This is a genomic window from Actinomadura sp. NPDC048032 (assembly GCF_040653175.1).
In the GTDB taxonomy this organism is placed as follows: Bacteria; Actinomycetota; Actinomycetes; order Streptosporangiales; family Streptosporangiaceae; genus Spirillospora; species Spirillospora verrucosospora.
The window spans coordinates 1-4,535 of the sequence record NZ_JBEZJP010000548.1 but is presented as its reverse complement, the minus strand read 5'-3'; the positions used below and the strand labels follow the sequence as shown (position 1 = coordinate 4,535).

Genomic DNA, 4,535 nt, shown 5'->3' with positions numbered 1-4,535 from the left:
CAGCCGGTAGCCGGTGCGGACGAAGGCGTGCACATGACGACCGTCGCGCGGCGTAAGACCCCCAAGTCCAGGCGCGAGGCATCGGCCCCGCGCGCGGCACGGCGGCAGGGACGCGCCCTCTCCGGGTCCCCCGGGGAGCCAGGCCGGATCGGCTGGCTCTACGCCCTGCCCGCCCTGCTGGTCTACGGCGCGTTCCTGCTGTGGCCGCTGGCGCGGGGGGCGCAGTTCTCCCTCTACCACTGGGACGGCCTGGGCGAGGCGACGTGGGCTGGGTTCTCCAACTACACCGCCACATGGACCGACCCGTCGCTGCGCGGCGCGTTCGGGCACCTGCTCGTCCTCATCCTGTTCTACTCGGTGCTGCCGTGCTGCATCGCGTTCGTGCTGGTCGCGGCCATGTCGCGGACGAAGGTCCGCGGCCTGACGTTCTTCCGGACGGTGCTGTTCCTGCCGCAGGTCGTCGCGATGGTGGCGGTGGCCGTGGCATGGCAGTGGGTGTACTCCGCGGACGGGCCGGTCAACACGGTCCTCGGCTGGCTGCACGCCGTCGGCCTGCCGGACTGGCGGCGCGGCTGGTTCGGCGACTTCACCTTCGCCCTGCCCGCGGTCGGGGCCGTCGGGACGTGGGTGGGGATCGGCCTGGCGATGGTGCTGTTCCTCGCCGGGGTGCAGAAGATCCCGCGGGAGCTGTACGAGGCCGCGCGGATCGACGGCGCCGGGGCCGTCCGCGAGTTCTTCGCCGTCACCCTGCCCGGGCTGCGGCGCGAGCTGGCGGTGGCGCTCACGCTGACGACCATCATGGCGATCCGCAACTTCGACCTCATCTACATGGCCACCGCCGGAGGGCCGGGCGACGCGACGAAGGTCCCCGCCTACGAGGTCTACAACCGCACGTTCAACACCGGCGAGGTCGGCCTCGGCTGCGCGATCGGCGTCACGCTGGCGGTGCTGGCGTTCGCCGTCACGGCCGGCGTCCGGCGGCTCGTGGAAGGGAAGGACGCATGAACGTCCGGGCGGAACGGTTCGTCAACCACGCGATCCTCGTCGTCTTCTCGGTCATCGCGGTGTTCCCGATGGTCGGGGTCGTCGCGCAGGCCCTCCAGCTGCCGCACGCGGACCTGTCCACGTTCGGCACGGCCTGGCGCGAGGGCCATTTCGCCACCTACCTGCGCAACAGCGTCATCGTCACCGTCGTCACCGTCGTCACGGCCGCGGTGCTGTCGATCATGGCGGGCTACGCGCTCGGCACCATGCGGTTCCGCGGCTCCGGCGTGCTGTTCCTGGTGTTCGTGGCCGGGCTGACGATCCCGACCGAGGCCATCGTCGTCCCGCTGTACTTCGACCTGAGGTCGGCCGGGCTCGACAACACCTACGCCGGGCTCATCCTCCCGCAGGTGGCCATGTCGGTGGCGTTCGGCACGTTCTGGATGCGCGCCTACTTCCGCAGCGTCCCCCGGTCGCTGCTGGAGGCGGCGCGCCTCGACGGAGCGTCCGGCTGGACGACGCTGTGGCGCGTGCTCGTGCCGGTCGGCCGCCCGGCCATCCTCACCATGGTGCTGCTGACCACCATGTGGACCTGGAACGAGTTCCTGCTCCCGCTGGTGATCGTCAACTCGGACGAGGGGCTGCGCACCGCGCCGCTCGGGCTGTCCTTCTTCCAGGGCACCCACAAGACCGACTACTCACTGCTCATGGCGGGCGCGCTGATCATCGCCGCGCCCATCGTGATCGTTTATGTCTTCCTGCAGCGCCAGTTCATCGCAGGAATGCTCTCGGGGGCCGTCAAGGAGTAGGGAAAGAACAGGAGAGTTCATGCGAAGACTCGCCCTACCCGCAGTCCTGTCCGCCGCGCTCGCGGCCATGTCCGTCGCCTTCGCGGGCCCGCCCGCGCAGGCGGCCGGCCCGGGCGGGTCCGGTTCCGCCGACGGCCGGCTCGACGTCCTGTTCGTCGGGGCGCACCCCGACGACGAGGCCGGCGCACTGTCGACGCTCGGACAGTGGAACGAGTACGACAAGGCGAAGATCGGCGTCCTCACCGTCACCCGCGGCGAGGGCGGCGGCAACGCCTCCGGCACCGAGGAGGGCCCGGCACTCGGGCTGCTCCGCGAGAACGAGGAGCGGCGCGCCGTCGGCAAGGCCGGCGTCAACGACATCCACTACCTGGACAAGGTCGACTTCTACTACACGGTGAGCACGCCGCTCACCGCCGAGACCTGGGACCACGAAAAGACCCTGGAGAAGGTCGTCCGGCTCGTCCGCGAGACGCGGCCGAAGGTGATCGTCACCATGGTCCCCGCCCCGCTCCCGGGCCAGCACGGCAACCACCAGCAGGCCGCGCGGCTCGCGACCGAGGCCTACTTCGCCGCCGCCAGCACCACGCCCATCCCGACGATCACCGGCCGCCCCCGCAGGGCGGGATCGTCCCGCTGCTCGACCGACGCGTAGAACGCGTCCAGGTCGGCATGCAGGATCGTCGCACCGGCGGACACGAACATATGTTCGCATACACGGGCGTCGCGCCTGGTGGCGGGCCCCTTGGACGAGCGGAGAGCCCGTCGCGACAGGCGTCGCGAAGGGCCCTCGCGCGTTGGTCACCCGAGGAGGCGGCCGTAGTCGGCCATGGCCAGGGCTATGTCCGCCTGGGCCCAGAAGCGGTGGTAGGTGAACACCGGCGGCGTGGAACTCTGGCCGCTGGCGTACGCCCACGCGCGCGCGTAGTCGGGGTCGCTCTTGTAGAAGGAACGGATGGACATGAAGGTCGAGCTGGAGTTGATCGGGTCGCCGTTCGGCATCTTGCCGCTCCAGCCGGCGGGGACGTAGACCGGGTCGGCGAGGCGCTTGTAGTCGGACCTGGTCTCCTGGACGGAGACGCCCTTGGCGTCGGTGTGCTTCCAGATGGCGTCGAGCAGGTCCTTGGCGGCCTGCTTGGCGGCGGCGTCACCGGACTTGGCGGCGTAGTACGTCAGCGTCTTGGCGTACGCGGCGGCCACGCCGACGTCGTCGGTGTAGTCCTGCACCGAGACGTGCAGCCCGGTGTTGGCGGGCGGCATCCCGGTGGCGGTCGACCAGTTCGCGTCCGGCTGCCCCGTCCACTTGAGGGTGGAAGGGATCTTGATCCCGCCCGTGGACGGGTCGACCGTCGTCTGCGACAGCGCCCAGGCGACCCACTTGTCGAGGACCGCCTTGGCGGACGCGTCGCCGGAGACCTGGTAGTACTCGGCCACGCGCTCCATCGACCACGCCTGGAAGCCGAACCACTGGTTGCTCGGCGGGTCGTGGTAGACGGGCTGCCAGTCGTAGGCCATGCCGAAGAACTCGGTCAGTCCGGTCGGCGGCGTGCTGTAGCTGCCCTCCCAGCTGTTGGTGACGCCTCCGGCGATCGCGCCCTCGGCGGACTGGAGCCACTTGTAGAGCTGGAGCTGCCGGGTGAGGCTCTTGCTCCAGTCGGCCTTGGCCGTCGCGCCCTTGGGCGCGAGCGCGGCGTCGTTCACCAGCGCGTAGGCGGCCAGGGGGTTCTGGTAGCCGAAGTGCGAGGCGCCGTCGCCGATGCGCCAGGCCCAGCCGGCGTTCGTGTCGTTCGCGCCGCCCCACGCGTAGTACCAGGACAGCAGGTAGTGCTCGCTCTCCTTGCCCGACCCGGCCGGGCAGGACGAGGGCGAGTGGCAGTCGCCGATCTTCTTGAAGTACTTGTCGAAGAACGAGTAGCGCAGGTAGTCGCCCATCTTGCCCGCCTTGGCCACGGTGGCCGAGACGTCGCCCGACTTGCCCTGGTCCTTGGCCCAGGCGTTCGCCCAGTACGCGGCCTGGATGGCGCGCGCGTCGGCGTCCGGCGCGTCGGTGAACTTCCACTGCTTGGCGTAGGAGGAGTCCTTGATGAACAGGTCGAGGTAGCCGTTGGGGCCGCCGAAGGCGAACTTGTCGCACGTCGGCTGCGGAACGGTCTCGAACACCGACTCCTGCGAACCGCGCTGGTAGGTGTTGATGTAGGAGGGGCCGTCCGCGCTCGGACCCTGCTCGCAGCCGCCGCCGGGGGTGTTGCCGTACCCGTAGACGTTGTCCACGTCCTGCAGCCAGTGCATGCCGTAGATGTCGTCGGTGCCGTAGGCGGACTTCAGCTCGCTCGCGATCGGGTCCTGGCCGACCGGGACGCTGCCGTCGATCAGCGACGGGTAGTCGCTCACCGCGGGATGCTCGGCGGCGTAGGTGGCGGGCTTGGAGGCGTTGTAGAAGGAGTTCGTCGGCTGGTCCGCGTGCGTCGGGATCATGTACTTCTCCATCAGCGCCCAGGAGGCGTTGAAGGGGGCCCAGTTCTGCGTGACCTTGCCGTACATGGCCTCCAGCCAGATCAGGTAGCTGTAGGCCTCCGACGTCGTCTCGTGACCGTGGTCGGGGGCCTCGACCATGAACGTCTCCACCGAGTGGTACGGGATGCCCTCGGGGCTGAAGTAGCCGTTCGGGCACGTCCCGCCAGTCCGCGCCGGTCCGGACCTTCCACAAGATCCCGTTGATCACCTGCCGGTGGTCACGCCACCGCC

At 69.8% G+C, this 4,535-nt stretch carries 4 protein-coding genes and 2 pseudogenes; 3 read left to right on the top strand and 3 right to left on the bottom strand.

From position 1 onward, the window contains the following. From AB0C69_RS38625 to AB0C69_RS38615, 3 genes are all read left to right on the top strand, one after another. On the top strand, positions 1–1,005 hold a 1,005-nt coding region (locus AB0C69_RS38625; protein WP_360360987.1), incomplete at its 5' end, for a sugar ABC transporter permease. Next, positions 1,002–1,793 (top strand): carbohydrate ABC transporter permease, encoded by a 792-nt coding sequence (locus AB0C69_RS38620; RefSeq protein ID WP_345180614.1) that lies wholly within the window; start codon positions 1,002–1,004, stop codon positions 1,791–1,793. The genes AB0C69_RS38625 and AB0C69_RS38620, both read left to right, overlap by 4 nt. Further along, positions 1,735–2,445, top strand: a complete 711-nt coding sequence (locus AB0C69_RS38615) for a PIG-L family deacetylase (RefSeq protein WP_360360983.1) — start codon at positions 1,735–1,737, stop codon at positions 2,443–2,445. The genes AB0C69_RS38620 and AB0C69_RS38615 overlap by 59 nt, the downstream gene beginning before the upstream one ends. Here AB0C69_RS38615 and AB0C69_RS38610 read toward each other — a convergent pair. The 3 genes and pseudogenes from AB0C69_RS38610 to AB0C69_RS38600 form a co-directional block, all read right to left on the bottom strand. Further along, positions 2,385–2,564, bottom strand: a pseudogene (locus AB0C69_RS38610) (DNA polymerase IV); the annotation flags it as partial. The gene AB0C69_RS38615 and the pseudogene AB0C69_RS38610 sit on opposite strands and share 61 nt — an antisense overlap. A gap of 27 nt (positions 2,565–2,591) precedes the next feature. Beyond that, the gene (locus AB0C69_RS38605; RefSeq protein ID WP_360360980.1) at positions 2,592–4,403 is read right to left on the bottom strand and encodes a glycoside hydrolase family 48 protein; all 1,812 of its coding nucleotides are present in this window, start codon (positions 4,401–4,403) and stop codon (positions 2,592–2,594) included. A gap of 46 nt (positions 4,404–4,449) precedes the next feature. Then, positions 4,450–4,535 (bottom strand): annotated as a pseudogene (locus AB0C69_RS38600) (transposase); the annotation flags it as partial.